The 16,477-nt window shown below is 73.4% G+C and carries 17 protein-coding genes; 10 read left to right on the top strand and 7 right to left on the bottom strand.

Going from position 1 to position 16,477, the window contains the following annotated elements:
- Nucleotides 1–97 precede the first annotated feature (97 nt).
- The 4 genes from IFT90_RS16165 (at nt 98) to IFT90_RS16150 (ending at nt 3,697) form a co-directional block, all read left to right on the top strand.
- Complete coding sequence (locus tag IFT90_RS16165) at nt 98–748, top strand: hypothetical protein (protein WP_192043243.1); 651 nt, start codon at nt 98–100, stop codon at nt 746–748.
- On the top strand, nt 730–1,656 hold the full coding sequence (locus tag IFT90_RS16160) for a signal peptidase I (RefSeq protein WP_192043242.1): 927 nt from the start codon (nt 730–732) through the stop codon (nt 1,654–1,656). The genes IFT90_RS16165 and IFT90_RS16160 overlap by 19 nt, the downstream gene beginning before the upstream one ends.
- Before the next feature lie 11 nt (nt 1,657–1,667).
- Nucleotides 1,668–2,996, top strand: coding sequence for a family 16 glycoside hydrolase (locus IFT90_RS16155; protein WP_192043241.1), 1,329 nt, complete (start codon nt 1,668–1,670; stop codon nt 2,994–2,996).
- A 245-nt stretch (nt 2,997–3,241) separates the two neighbouring features.
- Nucleotides 3,242–3,697, top strand: a complete 456-nt coding sequence (locus IFT90_RS16150) for an SRPBCC family protein (protein ID WP_192043240.1) — start codon at nt 3,242–3,244, stop codon at nt 3,695–3,697.
- A gap of 104 nt (nt 3,698–3,801) precedes the next feature.
- Here the strand turns inward: IFT90_RS16150 and IFT90_RS16145 are convergent, their stop codons facing one another.
- Complete coding sequence (locus IFT90_RS16145; protein WP_192043239.1) at nt 3,802–4,155, bottom strand: DUF3140 domain-containing protein; 354 nt, start codon at nt 4,153–4,155, stop codon at nt 3,802–3,804.
- Between the two features lie 154 nt (nt 4,156–4,309).
- On the opposite strand from IFT90_RS16145, the gene IFT90_RS16140 reads away from it, so the two are divergent.
- Nucleotides 4,310–4,981, top strand: coding sequence for a biliverdin-producing heme oxygenase (locus IFT90_RS16140; protein WP_192043238.1), 672 nt, complete (start codon nt 4,310–4,312; stop codon nt 4,979–4,981).
- 12 nt (nt 4,982–4,993) lie between these two features.
- On the opposite strand, the gene IFT90_RS16135 is transcribed toward IFT90_RS16140, so the two are convergent.
- Complete coding sequence (locus tag IFT90_RS16135) at nt 4,994–5,788, bottom strand: SDR family oxidoreductase (RefSeq protein ID WP_192043237.1); 795 nt, start codon at nt 5,786–5,788, stop codon at nt 4,994–4,996.
- 174 nt (nt 5,789–5,962) lie between these two features.
- Between IFT90_RS16135 and IFT90_RS16130 the strand changes: the two genes are divergently transcribed.
- From IFT90_RS16130 to IFT90_RS16110, 5 genes are all read left to right on the top strand, one after another.
- A complete protein-coding gene (locus IFT90_RS16130; RefSeq protein ID WP_192043236.1) occupies nt 5,963–6,952 on the top strand; it encodes an SDR family NAD(P)-dependent oxidoreductase in 990 nt (329 codons plus the stop codon).
- Nucleotides 6,949–7,791, top strand: a complete 843-nt coding sequence (locus IFT90_RS16125; RefSeq protein ID WP_192043235.1) for an SDR family oxidoreductase — start codon at nt 6,949–6,951, stop codon at nt 7,789–7,791. Before IFT90_RS16130 ends, IFT90_RS16125 begins: the two co-directional genes overlap by 4 nt.
- A gap of 84 nt (nt 7,792–7,875) precedes the next feature.
- Complete coding sequence (locus IFT90_RS16120) at nt 7,876–8,847, top strand: helix-turn-helix domain-containing protein (RefSeq protein ID WP_192043234.1); 972 nt, start codon at nt 7,876–7,878, stop codon at nt 8,845–8,847.
- 280 nt (nt 8,848–9,127) lie between these two features.
- Complete coding sequence (locus tag IFT90_RS16115) at nt 9,128–9,592, top strand: hypothetical protein (RefSeq protein ID WP_192043233.1); 465 nt, start codon at nt 9,128–9,130, stop codon at nt 9,590–9,592.
- 197 nt (nt 9,593–9,789) lie between these two features.
- Nucleotides 9,790–10,209 carry a BLUF domain-containing protein gene (locus tag IFT90_RS16110; protein ID WP_192170550.1) on the top strand — a complete coding sequence of 140 codons (420 nt, stop codon included), beginning with the start codon at nt 9,790–9,792 and terminating at the stop codon, nt 10,207–10,209.
- Nucleotides 10,210–10,355: 146 nt separating this feature from the next.
- Here the strand turns inward: IFT90_RS16110 and IFT90_RS16105 are convergent, their stop codons facing one another.
- From IFT90_RS16105 to yicI, 5 genes are all read right to left on the bottom strand, one after another.
- Nucleotides 10,356–10,553, bottom strand: coding sequence for a hypothetical protein (locus IFT90_RS16105; RefSeq protein ID WP_123546943.1), 198 nt, complete (start codon nt 10,551–10,553; stop codon nt 10,356–10,358).
- A 183-nt stretch (nt 10,554–10,736) separates the two neighbouring features.
- The gene (locus IFT90_RS16100) at nt 10,737–11,813 is read right to left on the bottom strand and encodes a helix-turn-helix domain-containing protein (protein ID WP_192043231.1); all 1,077 of its coding nucleotides are present in this window, start codon (nt 11,811–11,813) and stop codon (nt 10,737–10,739) included.
- A 325-nt stretch (nt 11,814–12,138) separates the two neighbouring features.
- Complete coding sequence (locus tag IFT90_RS16095) at nt 12,139–12,621, bottom strand: MarR family winged helix-turn-helix transcriptional regulator (RefSeq protein WP_192043230.1); 483 nt, start codon at nt 12,619–12,621, stop codon at nt 12,139–12,141.
- Between the two features lie 113 nt (nt 12,622–12,734).
- Nucleotides 12,735–14,009 (bottom strand): ice-binding family protein, encoded by a 1,275-nt coding sequence (locus IFT90_RS16090; protein WP_192043229.1) that lies wholly within the window; start codon nt 14,007–14,009, stop codon nt 12,735–12,737.
- A gap of 221 nt (nt 14,010–14,230) precedes the next feature.
- Nucleotides 14,231–16,450: an alpha-xylosidase gene (gene yicI, locus IFT90_RS16085; protein WP_192043228.1), complete on the bottom strand. Its 2,220-nt coding sequence runs from the start codon at nt 16,448–16,450 to the stop codon at nt 14,231–14,233.
- Nucleotides 16,451–16,477 lie beyond the last annotated feature (27 nt).

The following is a 16,477-nucleotide window of genomic DNA, read 5'->3' as shown; positions in this document are numbered from 1 at the left end:
TCAGTCGTCACCGTCGTGCGGCGCCGCTGGGAATCGGCTCGTCACGACCGCGCCGGTCGCGACCGTGACCGACCGACCCGACCGAAAGACCGATCACATGGCCTCCTCGTCCCACCGCGCCCGCGCGCGCCTCCGCACCACACCCCTCGCCGTCGTCACCGGCCTCGTCGCCGCCGTGCTGATGGCCCTGACGATGTCGGGGACGCTCTCCGCGTTCACCGCGAGCATCGCGAACGCGAACAACACCGCCACCACGGGCACGCTCCTCATGCGGGAGGTCGGCACGCCCGGCGCCACCTGCTACAGCAACGGCGCCGACAAGGCCTCGGCGTCGACCGGCGGCAACTCCGCCACCTGCACGTCGAACAACAAGTTCGGCGGCGGCACGCTCAGGCCGGGCACGGCGCGCAACGTGAACGTCAGCGTCTTCAACGACGGCACCCTGGAGGCGAGCACCTTCACCCTCGCGAGCACCGGCGCCTGCGTGGCGGGCAAGACCGGGGACACGAGCGGCACGGCCACCGACATCTGCAGCAAGGTCTCGCTCGTGCTCACCCAGGGCACCACGACGGTGTTCACGGGCACGCTCGCGGATCTCGGCGCCCGTACGACGCCCTTCACGCTGCCCGTGGTCCCCGCCGGTCAGAAGGCGGACTTCGTCTTCGCCGTCACGCTCGACGGTGCCGCCGGCAACGACTACCAGGGCCTCACGGCCACGGTGCCGCTCAAGTGGACCTTCACCGCCTGAGCCGGTCGACGACCGCGTCCGAGCCGACCACGGCCGCGACGCCGTCGTCGGCCCGGCGCCCGGCCCGCCGACGTGACGTGCTGCTCGCCGTCGGCGTCGCCCTGGCCCTCGGCCTGCTCGTCGCGCTGGCCGTGCTGCACCTGGCCGGCGCCCGCACGTTCGTCGTGCGCACCGCCTCGATGGGCACGGCCGCGCCCGTCGGCACGCTCGTGGTGACGACGCCCGTCACGGTCGACGAGCTCCGGGCGGGCGACGTCGTCACCTTCACCCCGCCCGGACGCACCGGCACGACGTTCACCCACCGGGTCGTCGACGTCAGCTCGACAGGCGTCGCGACCCGCGGCGACGCGAGCCAGGCCGACGACCCGTGGCGGCTGACCGACGCCGACCTCGTGGGCCGCGCCTCGGTGCTGCTGCCCGGCGTCGGCTGGCTCGCCCGGGCCCTGCCGTGGCTCGTCGCCGGCGGCGTCGCCCTGCGGGCGGTCACCCTCCTCGTGCCCTCGCGGACGCACCGCTCCGCCCTGCGGGTCGTCGGGTCGACCGTCGTCGTCGCGGCGGTCTCGGCCGTCCTCCGCCCCTTCACCGCCGCGACGGTGCTCTGGACCACCGCCTCCGACGACGGGCTCGGCGGCACGGCGACCGTCGCCTCGACGGGCATGCTGCCGTCGCGGCTCGCGACCGAGCACGGCTCGGCGGTCGTGCTCGCGTCGGGCGAGCTGGGCACCCTCGACCTGCCCGCGCTCTCGGCCGACGCCCCCGCCGGCGGCGGGGTCCTCGTCTCGATCGCGCCGCACCTGCCGCCCCTCGGCTGGCTCGTGTTCGGGCTTGTCTGCTGCCTCCCGCTGCTCTGGTGCCTCGTCGTCGGGCTCGCCCCGCAGACCGTCGGCCGACGATCGGGCGCCTCGTGAGGGGCCGGGTCGTGCGCGGTCCGGTCACGGGCCGGCGCCTCCTCGTCGTCGTCCTGCTGCTCGCCGCCCTCGTGGCCGGGCTCTGCACCGCCAGCCCCACCTCCGGCGCCTGGACGGCCGCGGTGCGCGACACGGGGAACACCGCGACGACGGCCTCGTCGTTCGCGCGCACCACGAACGCCCTGCCGTACCGGTCGAGCTTCGCGGGCGGCGCCTCGGACTGGACCACCTACGGCGGCTGCTGGCAGACGATGACGCCGAACGACTTCGGCATGTACTACGAGACCTGCGGGAACGACCAGGCAGGCGCCGCCCCCAAGGCCGTCACCGGCAGCGCCGACTGGACGAACTACACCGTGCAGGCCGACGTCAAGCTCGACAGCGGCAAGCAGGTCGGCCTGCTGGCGCGGGTGAGCTCGCCGTCGGCGGGGCTCGACGAGCACAACGGGTACTGGGCCTACGTCAGCTCGACGGGCAAGCTCGAGCTCGGGCGCATGACGAAGGGGTCGTACGAGTTCCTCCGCACCGTCGACGTGCCGGGCGGCATCGCGTACAACACCTGGTACCACCTCGTCGTGCAGGTGCGAGGGTGCAACGTCACGGTCTCGCAGAGCACCGTCGGGGCGACCGGTCCCGGCGCCGTCACCGCGTTCCGCCACTTCGACTCGGGCTGCGGCACGGTGCACCAGAAGGGCATGGTCGGGCTGCGCACGTTCGAGGCGACGGGGGCCTGGCGCTTCGTGACGGTGACCGAGGGATCGCTCGCCGTGTCGCCTCCTCCCGCCACATGGAACGCCCCGTGGAAGACCGGCAGCGCGCCCTCGTTCACGACCTACGGAGGCAGCTGGGCCGCCGACGCGACGACGGAGACCTACTCGAACAGGCAGTCGGGCAAGGGCGACAAGTCGGTCGACACGTCGCAGAGCTGGGGGGACCTCTCGCTGACCGGCGAGGTGCGCTTCGACGCCCAGTCGGCGACCTACCTCGACGCGGGCTTCAACGTCCGGGTGCGGGACCCGGGCACGGGCACCGACCAGCTCGACGGCTACTACGGCGGCATCTCGAGCACGTCGCTGATCGTCGGCAAGCACGTCGGAGGCACCTGGCGGCAGTTCGCCCGCACCCCCCTCGCTGCCACGGTGCCGCAGGGCCAGTGGCAGCACCTCACCGTCGAGATGGTCGGCTGCACGATCACGGTGACGGCCCAGGCGTCGTCGGGCGGGCCGCAGACCACCGTGTCGCACACCGACACGGGCTGCGACACGACCCCGGGCAACGTCGGGGTCCGCACGCTCGCGATCCCGGCGTCGTTCCGCAGCACGGCGGTCACGCCGCGCTAGGCGGGCCCCGAGGAGGCGCGGGCCGGCCGGGCGAGTACGCTGCCGGCCCGCAGCGGGTGCCGGGGGACGCCACGTCACCCGGCACCTGACCATCGCCCCTGCACGTGGACGGGGCCGGCCCGCGCCTCCTACCGTTCACGTCGGCGGGCACGGCCTCGGACGAGGTCGCCCACCAGTGCCGGCCCCTCCGGGGTCGGCCCCCGGGGCTCGCCCGCCCCACGACATCACGACAAGAGGAGAACACCATGGCACAGGCCATCGAGACGATCGACGTCGAGGTCCCCGTCCGCACCGCGTACGACCAGTGGACCCAGTTCGAGGAGTTCCCGAAGTTCCTCGACGAGGTCGAGTCGATCACGCAGACGACCCCCACCCTCACGGTGTGGAAGGTCAAGGTCGGACCGGTCGAGAAGACCTTCGAGGCGGAGATCACCGAGCAGCACCCCGACGAGCGCGTCGCCTGGACGAGCACCGGCGGCGAGGTCGACCACGCCGGCGTCGTCACGTTCCACAAGCTGAGCGACACCGAGACGCGCGTCACCGTGCAGATCGACTGGACCACCGAGGGCATCCTCGAGAAGCTCGGCGCGGCCATCGGCTCCGACGGCCGGGCCATCAAGAAGGACCTCGCCAACTTCAAGCAGTACATCGAGTCGAAGGGCCAGGCCGACGGGTCCTGGCGCGGCGACGTGAAGGCGTAGTCCGCACGGCCGGGCCTCGGCCCGCAGACGACGACGGCCCCGTTCCTCCCTCGCGGAGGGGCGGGGCCGTCGCCGTGCGCGGCGGGGCGCTGCTGCTGTCGCCGCTACTTCTTCGCCTTCGTCGCCTTCTCCGGGTCGTTGCCCCAGTTCATCAGCGAGAAGCGCCACTTCGAGTCGTGCGCGTCGCCCTCCGGACCCTGCGCGGAGTGCCGGTGCACGTAGCCCGTGACCTTCTTCATGTGGGCGTAGTCGTCGTCGCCCAGGTCGGCCACCTTCGTACGGAGGATCGTCACGATCCGGCGTCCGCTGTCGTGCCCCACCGACTCGGCGCCGTCGGAGGACTTCTGTCCCACCTCCTTCGCCTCGTCGGTCTCGAGCCACTGCTCGAGCTCGTGCGGGGTCATGTTCACCGCGTCGTGGAAGTCGTCGCGGATGCCCTTCTTCTCGTCGTCGTCCATCGGCCCAGCATGCCCCCGGCCCTCGCGGCACGGCCTCCTCACCGACGGCTCTCGGCGAGCTCGGAGGCGCGGGGGTTGCGCGGTAAGGGTGACCTAAGTACGGTTCAAGGACGGGTGGTCGACCGACCGCCCGATCCGAGCATCGGAGTCACCCGTGGCCCACGACGTCGTCCCCTTCTCGGAGCTGCTGCGGGCCCGGACGACCAGCCGGCACGGCACCAGCAGCGGCGCCGACTTCATGACCGACCTGCTGCGCGGCACCTGCGACGTCGACGACTACGCCCAGCTCGTGGCGCAGTACTGGTTCGTGTACCGGGCGCTCGAGGGCGCCTCCGGGTCCATGTCCGGGCACCCGGTCGCGGCGCCGTTCGTGACGGCCGGCATGAGCCGGCTGCCCGCCCTCGAGTCCGACCTCGAGTTCCTGCTCGGCGACGCCTGGCGCGACCGCGTCACGGCGTTGCCCGCGACGCGCGAGTACGTCGAGCGGCTCGAGACCGTGGCCGCGACCTCGGCCGGGGCGTTCATCGCCCACCACTACACGCGCTACCTCGGCGACCTGTCGTGCGGGCGCTTCATCAGCACGCTGCTGCAGAAGCACTACGGCTTCGACGTCAACGGCGTGGGCTTCTACGTCTTCGCCGAGGTCGCCGACCCGGCGTGCTTCCGCGCCACCTACCGCGAGCAGCTCGACGCCGCCCCGTGGACCGACGCCGACAAGGAGGCGGTGGTCGCCGAGGTCGCGCTCGCCCACTCGCTGGACACCCGCCTCCTCGACGGCCTCGAGGCCGACCGCCGGGCGCGCCGCGCCGCCGCGTCCGCCGCCTGACGGCGCGCCGGGTCAGGGCAGGATCGAGTCCACGTACCCGCCGTCGACCCTGACGGCGCCCCCGGTCGTCGCCGACGCGAAGGTCGACGACAGGTAGACGACCATCGACGCGATCTCCTCGGGCTCGATCAGGCGCTGGAGGAGCGACTGCGGCCGGTGCTCCTTCATGAACTCGCGCTGCGCCTCCTCCCAGGGCAGGTCGCGCGAGACGAGCTCGTAGACGAAGTCCTCGACGCCGGCGGTGTGGGTCGGACCCGCGATGACGGAGTTGACGGTGACGCCGGTGCCCGCGGCGGCCTTGGCGAAGCCGCGCGACACCGCCAGCAGCGAGGTCTTCGACATGCCGTAGTGGATCATCTCCGCCGGGATGACGACGGCCGAGTCGCTGGCGATGTTCTGCACCCGGCCCCAGCCGCGCTCGGTCATGCCCGGCAGGTAGGAGCGGATCAGCCGGACCGCCGACAGCACGTTGACCTCGAAGTAGCGGCGCCACTCGTCGTCGTCGATCGAGAGCGGGTCGGCCGATCCGAAGATGCCGAGGTTGTTCGTCAGCACGTCGACCTGCGGCACGGCGGCGAGCACCTGCTGCGCGCCCTCGTCGGTCGAGACGTCGCCAGGGGCCGCGACGAAGGAGGCGCCGGGCGCGTCACCCAGGAGGCTCGCCATCGCCTCGTCCACGCGGGAGGCGGTGCGCCCGTTCACGGCGACCGTCGCGCCTGCCCTGGCCAGGCCGAGCGCGATCGCGCGGCCGATGCCCTGGGTCGAGCCGGTCACGAGGGCGGTCTTGCCGGTGAGGTCGATGTGCACGGGGAATCCTTCCGTCGGTGCGCGGAGAGCGACTCCCCGCGCTCGTTCAGCATGCCTCAGGCGGGCGCGCACCGACGAAGCGAGGCGGCGGGCGGAGGAGGCGGCGGCGGACCGCCACGGGACACGGTGTCAGCGGCCCGGCGTAGGGTCGCGGCATCGAGCGAGAGGGACCACGTGACGACACGCGACATCAGCACCTTCGGGGCGACGACGACGGCGGCCGAGACCCTCGAGGGCGTCGACCTGGGCGGGCGGACGGCCCTCGTGACGGGCGCCTCCTCGGGGATCGGGGTCGAGACGGCCCGCGCCCTGGCCGGGGCCGGCGCCCGGGTGACGCTGGCCGTGCGCGACGTGGCCGCGGGGCGTGCGGTGGCCGACGACATCGCGCGCACGACGGGCGGGCCCGCGCCCGACGTGGTCGAGCTGCACCTCGACCGGCCGGCCTCCGTCGGGGGCGTCGCCGCAGCGTGGACCGGGCCGCTCGACATCCTCGTCGCCAACGCCGGCGTCATGGACTCCCCCGAGACGTACACGGCCGCGGGGTGGGAGCTCCAGTTCGCGACGAACCACCTCGGCCACTTCGCGCTCGCGCTCGGCCTGCACGGCGCCCTGGCCGCGGCTGGCGGTGCCCGCGTCGTCTCCGTCTCGTCGAGCGGCAACGGCGGGTCGCCCGTCGTGTTCGACGACCTGTTCTTCCGGCGTCGGCGCTACGAGCCGGGCCTCGCCTACGCGCAGTCGAAGACGGCCAACGCGCTCTTCGCCGTCGGGGCGAGCGCCCGCTGGGCCGACGACGGCATCGTCGCGAACTCGTGCATGCCCGGCGGCATCTGGACGGGCCTGCAGAAGCACTGGGACCCGGACGTGCTCGCCGCCACCAAGGTCGCGGCGGCCGACGCGGTCAAGACGCCCGAGCAGGGCGCGGCCACCTCCGTGCTGCTCGCCACCGCGCCAGAGCTGGCGGAGGTGCGGGGCCGCTACTACGAGGACTGCCACGAGGCCGAGGTGGTCGACGAGATCGTCGACGGGCTGCACGGCGTCCGCGCCTGGGCGCTCGACCCTGCCCAGGCCGACCGCCTGTGGGACGTCTCGCTCGCCCTCGTCGACACGGAGGCGCGCTCGCGCGCCTCAGGCACGCCCGCACCACACGAAGGAGCACCCTCATGACCGACAGCCACGTCTGGTTCGTCACCGGAGCGAGCCGCGGGCTCGGCACCGACATCGTCCGCTCGGCCCTCGCCGCCGGCCACTCGGTGGTCGCGACCGGCCGCGACGTCGCGGCCGTCGAGTCGGCGGTGGGAGCCCACGACCGCCTCCTCGTCGTCGCCCTCGACGTCACCGACCCGGCCGCGTCCGACCGCGCGGTGGCCCAGGCCGTCGACCGGTTCGGACGCGTCGACGTGCTCGTCAACAACGCCGGGAACTTCTTCGCGGGGTACTTCGAGACGCTGAGCGCCGACCAGTTCCGCTCGCAGATGGAGACGAACTTCTTCGGCCCCCTCGCAGTGACCCGCGCCGTGCTGCCGGTGATGCGCGAGAAGCGTTCTGGCCAGGTGATCACCGTCACGTCGACCGCCGGCTTCGTCGGCGCCGAGTTCACCTCGGCCTACGCCGCGTCGAAGTTCGCGCTCGAGGGCTGGTCCGACTCGCTGGCCGCCGAGGTCGCCCGCTTCGGCATCTCGGTGATGGCCGTCGAGCCCGGCTTCTTCCGCACCGAGCTGCTCGTCGAGGGCTCGTCGACCACCTGGCCCGAGCTGCACGTCGAGGACTACGCCGAGGGCACGGCCAGCACGATCGAGGCCTGGAAGGGCATGAACGGCACGCAGGGAGGCGACCCCGCGAAGCTGGCGGAGGCGATGGTCCGGTTGTCGGACGGCCCCGAGCTGCCTGCCCGCTTCGTCGCCGGGGCCGACGCGATGCGCGCGATCGAGGCCAAGCAGGCGACCGTGCAGCGGCAGATCGACGCGCTGCGCGACGTGTCAGGGGCGCTCTCGCACGGCGACTGATCCGCCCTCAGGTCGGATGTCGGCGGCGTGTGGCACGATGCAGCTCTTCCTGCCCAGACCCCTGCAGAGACGAGACGATCCCCGATGTCGGACGAGTCCGTGCGCCTCGACGTGCCGGCGTACAGCCGTGCCGTCGAGCAGGGCACCGACCTGCACGAGGTGCTGCGCAGCCGCGCCGACCACCACGGCGGGCGCCGGTTCGACGCACGCCCCTCCAGCGCGCCCTTCTCGTACCGCTACGTCACGGCGGGCGACGAGCGGGTCAGCCTGCAGACGTCGCACTTCAGCGGGCACATGGAGGGCGAGATCCCCTTCCCCGACACCCACTTCGTCATGTGGTTCCGCAGCGGGTCGGCGACGGTCCGTCGCGGGTCGGAGGCGTACCGCACCGAGGGGTCGACGCCGTTCCTCATCCCCGCCGAGGACTCGTTCCAGTTCGAGTTCCGGCCGCGGCAGAGCCACCTGGTCCGGCTCGGCACCGCGTTCCTCGAGCAGACCGCGACCGAGCTGCACGGCGGGCCGGCCCAGCGCGTCGCCTTCGACACGTCGAGCGCGCCCGGCGCGGAGGCGATCGCCGACTGGCGGACGACGATGGCGGGGGCCACCGAGGCCGTCGTCGGCGAGGTCGTCCCTCCCCTCCTCCGGCTCGAGGCGCAGCTGAGCACGGCGCGGGCCGTGCTCCGCACCTGGCGCTGGCAGGTCGTCGACGTCCCCCGCTCGCTCCGTACGCCCGGCACCGTCCGCGTGCGGCACGCCCTCGAGTACCTGCACGCGCACGCGGCCGAGGCGATCAGCCCCTCCGACGTCGCGGCTGCCGTCGGCCTGCACACCCGCAGCCTGCAGCTCGCGATGAGCGAGCACCTCGGCACGTCGCCGTCGGCCTACCTGCGCCAGGTCCGACTCGATCGCGTGCGGGCCGACCTGCTCGCCGCCTCGCCGCACGAGACGACGGTCGCCGCCGTGGCACGCCGCTGGGGCTTCGGCAACCTCGGCCGCTTCTCCGCCAGCTACGCCGACCACGTCGGCGAGTACCCGCGCGACACGCTCGCGCGCTGAGGGCGCGTGGCCGGCGGGCGGCACCCGCGGCGCGAGCCCGGCGGCCGGCCGCCAGCCGCCAGCCCCTGGTGCCGCGTCCTTCTGCGTCGACACCCGCCGATCCCGCGCACACCCCCGTGCGCGCCGCAGGGCGCGCGCGGGTTCGAGGGGTGTGCGCGGTTCGACGGGCGCGCGCGGCTCGACGGCTGCGCGGGTTCGAAAGGCGCCCAGCTCGACGTGGCGGCGCGCAGCAGCAACGGCGCGGCTAACGTGGCGGCATGCCCACGACTGCGAGCTCGGCGTGACCGACGGCCCCGGACGCGCCGTCCCGATCAGCCGCGTGTTCCCGCGGTGGTACGTCGCCGGGGCAGTGTCCTCGATCGTCGTGATCGCCGTGTCGCAGGTGGGCCAGCCCGCGGTCGTCTGCTTCTGGGGCCCCGTCATCGGCCTCACGATCCGCGACCGGCTGGACGACGCCCGGAGCCGTGCCGTCGAGGGACGCGACATCTCACGAGCCGCACTGCTCGGCCCGGCGTGGCTCGAGCCGGTCCTCTCGCTGCTGCTCACCTCCTTCGCGATCGGCCTGTCGTTCCTGTTCGGGGCAGTCTTCGACGGCCTCGCGGCGCACGTCGTCTGGACCGGAGTCACCCTCTGCCTCGCCAGCACCCTCGCGTACCTGCTCATCCTGCTACGGGGCCGTCGCCGGACGCGTCGCCGCGAAACCGCAGCCGACGACGTTTCCGCCTCCGAGGTCGCGTCGAACTAGCGGCGCCCCTGCATCGGGTCGTCCGCACCCGCATCACCCGCGGGCGCCCATCGCGCGCGCCCCGGGGGCGTACGCGGATCCCGAGGGTGCGGGCGGGTGCTGAGGGCCGGGCGCAGCCCCCGCTCTGGGGCGTGACGGCACGCTGCGGAGCAGGCAAGCTCGAGTGACCCCCTCGGAAGGCCCCCATGCTCTCGATCGTGTACACCAGTGCCGCCCGCACCCCCTTCGACGACGGCGACCTCGCCACCCTGCTCATGAACAGCCGTGCGAACAACCGCCGGCTGGGGCTCTCGGGGTTCCTCATGCACAAGCAGGGGCGCTTCGTCCAGGTGCTCGAGGGTCCCGACGCCGCGGTGCAGGCCCGCTACGACGTGATCGCCGCCGACCCGAGGCACACCGACCTGGCCGTGCTGCTGAGCGAGCCGATCGAGGAGCGGCGCTTCGCGGACTGGTCGATGGGCTACCGGCCGGCGACCGACGAGCTCGCCGAGGCGATCCCGGGCTACGCCGACGTCACCGGTGCGGCACTCGACGACCAACGCAGTCGGGTCGACCTCGACCCCGCCGTGCGTGCCCTGCTCGACTGGTTCCGCGCGCCGGTGCCCGCCGGCGCCTGAGCACGCCCGCGCCCGCCGCAGCCGACGACGAGCTACACCCCCGAACCGGCGCTACACCCCCTGAACGCGAGGTGTCGTGCGGGATCGGGGGTGTAGCTCGGGGTGACGTGCCCGCGGCCGCGGCCACGGCCGAGCGACCTCGCGGGCTAGACGTCCGACTGCGCGTCGTGCTGGGCGGCGCGCTCGCGCACGTCGCCCTCGCGGCTGCCGGTGCCGCCTCCGTCGCGGTGGTCGGCGTCGGCCTGCTCGGACAGGCCGTCCGTCTTCTCCTCGGCCGTCGCCTCCTCGGCGCCGTCCATCATCGGGCTGGTCATGGTCTCGTCGGACTTGTCGTCGGTGCTCATGTCGCGGACCGTACGCCCGGCCCCCGCGAGAGCACCCCGAGCTCGCTGTGAACCACCGCACCCAGGAGGCGCGGGCCGGGCACCGCAGGAGGCGCGAGCACGGTCCGGCAGGCGCCGGCCGGCACCGCAGGAGGCGCGGGCCGGGCACCGAGGGCGCGTCCGAGACCGCCCCGGTCAGCGCGCTCAGCGCGCCAGCGTGTCGCGCGGGTACTCGCCGAACCGCGCGGAGTACGACGCCGAGAAGCGGCCGAGGTTGCCGAAGCCCCACTTGCGGGCGACGTCGGACACGAGCACCGAGCCGGGCTCGGACGAGAGCAGGTCCTGCCGGGCCCGGTCCAGGCGCACGTGCCGCACGTAGTTGGTGGGGCTCGAGCCGAGGTGCTCGCTCATCAGCAGCTGCAGGGTGCGGGTGTGCATGCCCGCCGCGGTCGCGATGTCGGCGGAGGTGATGGCCTGGTCGGCGTAGGCGTGCACGTACTCCGCGGCCTGGCGGAGGCGGCGGGTGCGCTCGGTCCGCAGGGCGTCGGGCACGTCGATCGCCCGCCAGGGGAACAGGTCGAGCATGCCCCGGACGAGCGCCTGCTGGGCGGCGTGCCGGGCCAGCGCGGGCGTCTCCTCGCCGACGATCAGCGGGGTGACCTCGCCGAGGGTCGTCCGCCACGCGGCGAGCGCCTCGTCGGTCGGCACGGCGGCGTAGTCGAAGACGATCCGCTGCGGCGGCCCCGCGTGGCGCTCGCTGGCGACCGCCTCGAGGAACGCCGCGTCGACGTGGACGATGCCGTGCCGGTGCGGCGTCATCGAGAACGCGAACGAGGTCTCGCTCGGCGTGAGGAACGGCCGCGAGCCCTCGCTCGTCAGCTGCCCGACCGGGTAGTCGACGGTCACCGAGCCCGAGCGGAACCACGACATCACGTAGTCGCGTGACCAGGGGATGACGCCCTGGAGGTGCGCGGTGAAGGTGCCGGTCTGCAGGCTGAGGCGGGAGTCGCCCGCGGAGGCGAAACGCGAGACGAACGGCTCCCCCGCGAGGCGTGCCCGGAACTGGCGGCCGTCGAGCACGCTCTCGAGGCTGCTGCGCGCCTCCTCGAGGTCGTCGGTCGCGAACTGGACCTTCTCGAAGTGCGGCTCCGCCTCGGGCTCGACGGCGGCGGAGTCCTCCATGTGCCCGGGGAGACGGGCCTCCAGGTCGCTGGCGTCGGCGGCGCTGGTGCTGGCGGTGCCGGTCGTCCCGGTGGATCCGACGGTCTCGGTGCTGGTCATGAGTGGTTCTCCTGGTCCGTTCCCGGCCTGCGCCCATCGCTGGTGAGACGGGCCCGCCTCTGTCAGGACGTCCCGGCGAGCCGGTTCGTCACAGATGCGCGGGCACGGAGGTGCAGGCACGGATGAAGCGGCTCCATCCTCTCGCACCGACGACCCCGCGTCACCACCCCCGAGCACGGGCCTGATCAGCCGCACCCGTGTCCCGTCTCGTCCCGAGCATCCCGTCTCGTCGTGGTGCGACGGGATGCTCGGAACGAGACGGGACGGCCAGAGGCCCCGCGAGGGAGGCGCGCGCGGCGACCGCGGGACGGCCCGGCCGGCCCGGTCAGCTCGCGGGCAGCAGCACGTCGGGCGCGGCGCCGTCGTCGTAGCCCGACGTGATCCCGGCCAGCAGGACGACCAGTCGGCGCGACTCGACGTCGCCGAGGCCGGCGACCTCCGCGAGGGCCCCGAGCCTGTCGCCGCCTGCGGCCGCGAGCACGGCGGCGTGCACCGCGGGCGTCAGCGCGAGCCGGATCCCCCGGCCGTCGGCCGGGTCGGGCCGGCGGACCAGGTAGCCCCGTCCCTCGAGCCGCACGACGACGGGCGACATCGCGCTCGTCGAGATGCCGAGGTGGGCGGCGACGTCGACGGGGCGGGCGTCGGCACCGCGCAGCTCGAGCCGCGCGAGGAACTGGACGGCGGCGAGCTCGCTCGCCCCGATCCCCAGCTTCTTGCGGAGCCGCGCCCGGAAGAGGGCCTCGGCGTCCTGCATCGCGTGGATGGCGGCGAGGACGCCGTTGTCGCCCTCGGTCGTCTCGTCGGTCATGGGGACCTCTCGATCGGGCCGCGAGCGTCCGTGTCGTGCGGAGGACGAGCGCAGGCGCCCATGCAAGCACACCTGCGGCTCCGCCCCGGCCGAAGCCGGTCAGCCAGGTCGCCTCAGCGAGCGACGTGCGCGCCGCGGCGGCGACGCGTGGCGGCCGTCACGACGAGCGCGACGCCCGACACCAGCGCGAGCCCGGCGAGCAGTGCGGGCACCGTGCTCTCGGCGCCGGTGTTCGCGAGGCGCCCGGCGGAGAGCTGGCCGCGGGTGCGGTCGGCGACGGGCGTGACCGGGACGACGGGCGTCACGGGCGGCGTGGTGACGGGCGGCGTCGTGACGGGCGGCACGACGACCGGCGGCACGACCGCCGCTGCGTCGACGGTGATCACGTACGTCTCGCTGTCGTCGGGCGCGTCGCCGTTCGACGCGGTGATCGTCACGGTCGTCGAGCCGGGCGTCGTGGGCGTGCCCGAGATGACGCCGGTGCCGGAGTCGAGGCTCAGCCCGGCAGGCAGGGTGCCCGCCGTCACCGTGAAGGTCGGCGAGGGCGCGCCGCTGGCCGTCACGGGGAACGTGTAGGGCCTGCCCGCCGTGGCCGTGGTGGGCGCTCCGGAGGTGATGGTCGGGTTGCTCGTCACGTCGCCGGCCGCGCAGTCCTCCGGCACGGTGATCGCGTCGTTGATCAAGGTCACGGCGCCGGTGCGGGCGAGGAGACGGCCGATCACGGTCGTGCCGTCGTTCACGCTGACGGAGGTCTGCGCGAGGACGGTGCCCCGGAACTGCGATCCCGTGCCGATGGTGGCCGAGCTGCCGACCTGCCAGAAGACGTTGCAGGCGCTCGCGCCCGGGGGCAGGATCATCGTCGTCGCCGAGCCGATGGTGAGGGAGCTCGACGCCTGGATGACCCAGACCGACTCGGCCGTGCCGGCGAAGGTCAGGGCGCCGTTGGCCGACAGCGCGACCTCGCCGCCCGAGTAGACGCCGGGGGTCAGCGACCGACCGGCCAGCTCGGTGATGCCGGACTCCTGGGGGGTCAGGGACCGCGCGACGTCGTAGGCGGTCGTGAGGTCCGCCTGCGCCTGGGCCGAGGCGGCGTCGTTGACGTGCACGACGCCTCCCGCGGCGATCACGCCGGGGCCCGTCGCGGGGTCGAACCCGGTGATCGCGCCCTCGGCGCTCACGCCGATGTCGCCGTCGACGACGCTGGCGCCGGTGTTGGTGATCGCCGAGCTCGCGAGCACGCCGTAGGTCGCCGCGGTGCCGAGCCCCACCGGGCCCGGGATCACCGTGTCGGCCTGGGCCGGCGGCGCGGCCGTGAACGTGAGGGCAGCGGCGACGCCGAGCACGACGGCCGTCCGCGAGAGAGGGAGGGTGGACGTCGTGCGGGCCATGGCGGCACCTGACTGCGGAGAGGAGGCACCAGAGCACACGTGTCGGACGTGCTGATGTTCCCCGTTGCTCGAGATATACGCCTGATCCACGACAAGCACAATGATCGCGCTGGTTCTCTCGGCTGGCGTCCGACCGGCCGTACCCCGACCGGTGGCGTCGCCCCGTACCCGGACTGGCCCCCGGTCGAGGGCCAGCCCGGGCCGGCAGTCGGGACGGCGGCCTAGGAGGCGCGCACCACCAGAGCAGGCAGGGTCGCGCCCTCGGGCCCGGTCACCTCCGCCGCGCCTCCTCGCCTCTCGACGCGGAAGACGGTCGGCTCGGCCGTCGCCTGGTCCGTGACGGTGACCTCTCGTACCCCGTCGGGACCGGGGAACACGTGCAGCGTGAGCCCGTCGAGGTAGTCGTAGTCGGGCCGGTCGTCGCGGGCGCCGACCGGGACGACCGCGCCCTCGCGCACGTACAACGGCAGGGTGTCGAAGCCGTGCCGCTCGGTGCGCCACGACCCGCCCTCGACGACCTCGCCGGTGAACCAGTTCGTCCAGCGGCCGTGCGGCAGGTACACCTCGACGGTGCCGTCGGCCGAGAACACCGGCGCGACGAGCAGGTCGGGGCCCAGCATGTACTGCGTGTCGACGTGCACGACGGCGCGGTCGCGGTCGAACTCGAGCACCATCGGGCGCATCACCGGAATGCCCTTCTCGTGCGCCTCGACGCCCGCCTGGAACAGGTACGGCATCAGTGAGAGCTTGAGCTTCGTGAACGACCGCGTGACGTCGACGGCCTCGTCGTCGAACAGCCACGGCACCCGGTACGAGCTCGACCCGTGCAGCCGCGAGTGCGACGAGAGCAGGCCGAAGGCGAGCCAGCGCTTGAAGACGCCCGCGTCGGGCAGCCCCTCGAAGCCGCCCATGTCGTGCGCCCAGAACCCGAAGCCGCCCATCGAGAGCGACAGCCCGCCGCGCAGCGTCTCGGCCATCGACACGTGGCTCGACGAGTTGTCGCCGCCCCAGTGCACGGGCATCGTCTGGCCGCCGACGGTCGCCGAGCGGGCGAAGACGACGGCGTCGCGCTCACCCCGCTCGTCGACGAGCACCTCGTGCACCGCCTGGTTGTACAGCTGCGCGTACAGGTTGTGCATCGCCTCGGGGTGGCTGCCGTCGTGCCAGACGACGTCGGTCGGGATGCGCTCGCCGAAGTCGGTCTTGAACGAGTCGACGCCCTGCGCCGTGAGCTGCCGCAGGTAGCCCTGGTACCAGGCCACCGCCTCCGGGTTGGTGAAGTCGACCAGTGCCATGCCGGCCTGCCACATGTCCCACTGCCAGACGTCGCCGTTCGCCTTCGTCACCAGGTAGCCTGCCGCGGCGCCCTCGGCGAAGAGCGGCGAGCGCTGCGCGATGTAGGGGTTGATCCAGACGCAGACGTGCAGGCCCTTGTCGTGCAGGCGGGCGAGCATCGCGTCGGGGTCGGGGAACGCGCGCGGGTCCCAGACGAAGTCGGTCCAGCTGAACTCGCGCATCCAGAAGCAGTCGAAGTGGAACGCCGACAGCGGCAGGTCGCGCTCGGCGAACCCGTCGATGAACGACGTGACCGTCGCCTCGTCGTAGTCGGTCGTGAAGCTCGTGGTCAGCCAGAGGCCGTAGCTCCAGGCCGGCACGAGGGCGGGCCGGCCGGCGAGCGCGGTGTAGCGCTCGAGCACGTCCTTGCCCGTCGGCCCGGCGATCACGAGGTACTCGAGCGACTCGCCCTCGACCGAGAACTGCACGCGCTCGACCGACTCGGTGCCGACCTCGAACGAGACCGCGCCGGGGTCGTCGACGAGTACGCCGTAGCCCTTGTTCGTCAGGTAGAACGGCACGTTCTTGTAGGCCTGCTCGCTCGAGGTGCCGCCGTCGGCGTTCCAGATCTCGACGGTCTGGCCGTTCTTGACGAGCGGCCCGAAGCGCTCCCCCAGCCCGTAGACGTGCTCGCCGACGCCGAGGTCGAGCTGCTCGTGCACGAACGACCGGCCGGAGGCGTCGGTCACGTACCCGACGGAGCGGTGCCCCGACCCCGTCAGCCGTTCGCCGCCCGAGCTGAACTCGAGCGACCAGGGGGCGCCCTCGCCCACGGTCGCGGTGAGCGCCCCCGAGGTGAGCGTGCCGACGCCGTCGACGACGCTGACTTCGCCGACCCGCGAGCCGTCGTCGCCGGGCAGGTCGAACCCGCCGCGGCCGCGCGCGCCCTGGTGGTGGTCGATGCGGACGCGGATGACGCCCTCGGCCGGCGACGACAGCGACACGGTGAGCATCGGCCGGTTGAGGGTGTCGCCGCGCCCGGCGATGCGCTTGGTCGGGGCGTAGGCGACGAGGCCGCCGTCCTGCTCCCAGACGTCGTGCGCCTCCTGGGCGTACAGCGCGGTGACGCCGGGCAGGATCTCCCAGTAGCCGTCGGTGAACTTCATGCGGTGCTGCCTTCCGGGTGCGCGGGG

It is taken from the genome of Frigoribacterium sp. CFBP 8766 (genome assembly GCF_014841435.1).
In the GTDB taxonomy this organism is placed as follows: Bacteria; Actinomycetota; Actinomycetes; order Actinomycetales; family Microbacteriaceae; genus Frigoribacterium.
Note: the sequence above shows the minus strand (reverse complement) of the source record. Positions and strands in the feature narration are given on the sequence as shown.

Coding starts and splice junctions, on each gene's coding strand:
- IFT90_RS16145 (WP_192043239.1), bottom strand. CDS start 4,155: ATGGACGACGACGAGAAGAAGGGCATCCGCGACGACTTCCACGACGCG.
- yicI (WP_192043228.1), bottom strand. CDS start 16,450: ATGAAGTTCACCGACGGCTACTGGGAGATCCTGCCCGGCGTCACCGCG.
- IFT90_RS16150 (WP_192043240.1), top strand. CDS start 3,242: ATGGCACAGGCCATCGAGACGATCGACGTCGAGGTCCCCGTCCGCACC.
- IFT90_RS16095 (WP_192043230.1), bottom strand. CDS start 12,621: ATGACCGACGAGACGACCGAGGGCGACAACGGCGTCCTCGCCGCCATC.
- IFT90_RS16090 (WP_192043229.1), bottom strand. CDS start 14,009: ATGGCCCGCACGACGTCCACCCTCCCTCTCTCGCGGACGGCCGTCGTG.
- IFT90_RS16125 (WP_192043235.1), top strand. CDS start 6,949: ATGACCGACAGCCACGTCTGGTTCGTCACCGGAGCGAGCCGCGGGCTC.
- IFT90_RS16100 (WP_192043231.1), bottom strand. CDS start 11,813: ATGACCAGCACCGAGACCGTCGGATCCACCGGGACGACCGGCACCGCC.
- IFT90_RS16120 (WP_192043234.1), top strand. CDS start 7,876: ATGTCGGACGAGTCCGTGCGCCTCGACGTGCCGGCGTACAGCCGTGCC.
- IFT90_RS16105 (WP_123546943.1), bottom strand. CDS start 10,553: ATGAGCACCGACGACAAGTCCGACGAGACCATGACCAGCCCGATGATG.
- IFT90_RS16165 (WP_192043243.1), top strand. CDS start 98: ATGGCCTCCTCGTCCCACCGCGCCCGCGCGCGCCTCCGCACCACACCC.